Raw genomic sequence first — 2,880 nt, forward strand, 5'->3', positions numbered from 1 at the left:
CTGCACCACGCATAGGGGTGTTAATGAAGTTATCCAGTACAAGCCATAAGTACCACAAGCAATCACGAACCACTTGGTTCAAGATGTCACGGAACTCATTGTACTTACTTACGTTCAAAGAACCTAAGCAGCACACACCTGTACTTACTGAACCATCAGGCATACGAGTAGCACTCAGGATTTCAGTACACAGATTACTCTGCTCAACCTGCACACCGAGCTCTTCCAGAATAGCTGGACGTTGACGGTTTGCATTGTCCGAGAAGAACATGTACGGCTCACCTTGAAAGGCACGCGTCTCTAAGATTTGCTCCCAGATGTGTCGAGCCTGTACAACCTTACGTACTTCTTGATTGTGCGGGTCAATTAGCTTCCACGGTTGGTTCTCTTTAACCGCTCGCATGAACTCATCCGATAAGCTTACACCATGATGCAGGTTCAAGTTCTTACGATTCAAATCACCGCCAGTAGGACGGCGCATATCAATGAACTCTTGTACCTCAGGGTGTGATGCCGCCATGTACGCAGCGTATGATGCACGGCGTGTACCGCCTTGTGCAAACGCTAAGACAGCACGGTCGAGGATACCCATAAATGGGATAGCGCCATTGGAGCTTGAACCCTTAGAGGTCTTAGCACCGTTGCTACGAATACCTGACCAGTTACCGCCTACGCCGCCGCCATTACTTGACAACCAATTCACTTCAACAAAATGCTCATTCAATGATTCACGAGAATCATCAATGTTCGGTAAGAAACAAGCAATCTCTGAACCACGAGAAGTACCGCCATTCGCTAATGCTGGGGTACTCGGTACAAACCATTGCTTATCAATGTACATCCGCATACGTTCCAGATGCTCCCCTGAACAATGTGTATCCACGCTACGGTAGAACACATCCTCAGGGGTTACATCGGTTGGAATCATATAACGGTCACGCAGCGTTTGTACTGCGAACTCATTAAGTTCCATATAACTCCTAAATGTAGTCGGAGAGTTCAGGAGGAGTGTACTGTACACCCTTAGCAATTTTACCGTGTTCATTAAACACAGGTACACCGCCCTCGAACTTACTCCAATTGCTGCGATCTGTAAGTACGCATGCCAGCCAAAAGTACCCAACCATCCATCATGACAGTCCCGAGCGTTCGCCTGTGCTCGTTTTGCACCACGCATCACAGCCTTGAACCACTCTTTAATACTATGTATCATGCAATCACCCCAAAGTTCAGAGAAGCACCATATTGCAGTTTATTTAACATTATCTTTCCTTAGAGTGGCTCGCTCACGTGCTCGTTTAGCAGCGTTAGCTTTGTTACGTTTTAATCTTGCTGCGGCTGCTTTCTCTTCAGGGGTCTTATGGTCTGGGTATATAACCCCCACGCCATCTTGCTCCAAGTACTGTACTAACTGGCGTAAGAACACCAGAATATCTTCGTACTTAGTACTCTTTGCACCCCAACGACCAGCAGCATTAGCTACCTTACCCTCCGCTGCATTACAGCTACGATGTAGAACACCACGTATCTCACCTGTGTCATGATTGTGGTCAACCACATAATCGGACGTTCGTCCCATCACGGTGAAATCAATTGGCTTCTGACATATAGCGCACTTCCCGTCTTGTTTTGACTTCGTGTGTGCTATAGCGAATGCTCGTAGCTGTGAGCGGGAAATCTTCCGCATCAAACGAAGAGACCCTTAAAGAACAACAGGACACTCAGTTTGAACTTGTCGTACTCGTGCATCAGACGGGCGTAAAATCCAAGAATTTTATTCTTCAGGTTCGTGGTATTCATCTCGTTTCCAATCTTGGTTGTAACAATCCTCAAGGAAGTCTAAGTTCGCAGGGGATAGGTTAAGTTCTTTCAGGAAGTTGTACGCGGAATCACCCTCCCAACGTAACAACCATAATGCCTCAGCTTCAGGCAGAATATTCTGGTTAATCTTACGGTAGCCATCAAGCACAACATTAGCTGCATCATCCTCAGATTGAATATCATCCAGAATGTTATATGCTGCAATCGCTCCACAGAGCTTGTTATCGTACTTCAGAATACCCTTAATGTTATCTGCTGTATCACCCATAAGCGTCTGCGCAAACCAGAACTTCGTACCTTTACCCTTAACACGAGGTGAACCCGCTGGTGTGTACTTACGTTCTAGATACCCATAACGCTCACCCTTAGGTAAAGTGAGAAATTGACCAGTCTGAATATCATATGATTCAGTAGGAGCAATAAGCAAATCTTTGTCTTCCGATACAAGTACCCCATTATGAATACTATAACAGTCCATCATTAAAGCATCATCAGCTTCCCAACGATAGTGCGAGAACACTTGAATATCAGGGTGATGCTGAAACACTTCTGATGCACTTGACCGTAACAATTCCAACAACGGCGGTTTATCTTTACCCTTACGGTTTCCTTGATAAGGCTTCACACCATTTAGTAAATGCCGTCCGTTCTTTGCACAGCCTCTAGGAGTTAAGTGCACACGCGCTGATTCGCACTTAGCGAGGAACATGTACTCAAGCACTTGTTGCTCAAAGCGGCGCATGGCCGTGTCGAGCTTCTTAGCTGTCGCTGTTGCTTGGTAGCATGTACCATCACCATCCAGTAACAAGACCCGCCCTGAGCCAGCAGCAGGGTCTTGAAACTTATCAAGCGTCTCAGCGGTTACACCGAATCGACTGAGTACACTCATGCTTCAGGTACAGCCGAACGTTTCTTGGAAGCTTTTGCAGGAGCTTCAGGTGCTGCCTCAGTTGTAAGTGCAGGCAACTCAGCACCAGCCAGAAGTGCTTCCAGAGGAGAGCCGAGGAAGTCCACAGCTTTCATCAAGTCCTCTTGAATGAAGTTCTTGCTTGTACCGTC

Annotated in this window: 3 protein-coding genes and 1 pseudogene; all 4 read right to left on the reverse strand. The window is 46.7% G+C overall.

What is annotated here, in order from left to right; all coding sequences use genetic code 11:
* Positions 1–973 (reverse strand): ribonucleotide reductase N-terminal alpha domain-containing protein (locus ABWK52_RS27900; protein ID WP_353772300.1); only part of this gene is annotated, 973 nt, incomplete at its 3' end.
* A gap of 279 nt (positions 974–1,252) precedes the next feature.
* Positions 1,253–1,384: a hypothetical protein gene (locus ABWK52_RS27905; protein WP_335708504.1), complete on the reverse strand. Its 132-nt coding sequence runs from the start codon at positions 1,382–1,384 to the stop codon at positions 1,253–1,255.
* Between the two features lie 21 nt (positions 1,385–1,405).
* A pseudogene (locus ABWK52_RS27910) lies at positions 1,406–1,687 on the reverse strand (endonuclease domain-containing protein); the annotation flags it as partial.
* Between the two features lie 87 nt (positions 1,688–1,774).
* Positions 1,775–2,710 carry a hypothetical protein gene (locus ABWK52_RS27915; RefSeq protein ID WP_353772301.1) on the reverse strand — a complete coding sequence of 312 codons (936 nt, stop codon included), beginning with the start codon at positions 2,708–2,710 and terminating at the stop codon, positions 1,775–1,777.
* Positions 2,711–2,880 lie beyond the last annotated feature (170 nt).

It is taken from the genome of Bacillus sp. AP50, from assembly GCF_040492675.1.
Lineage (GTDB): Bacteria > Bacillota > Bacilli > Bacillales > Bacillaceae_G > Bacillus_A > Bacillus_A cereus.

Excerpts from the sequence above, each read along its gene's own strand:
- ABWK52_RS27915 (WP_353772301.1), bottom strand. The coding sequence starts at position 2,710 with ATGAGTGTACTCAGTCGATTCGGTGTAACCGCTGAGACGCTTGATAAG.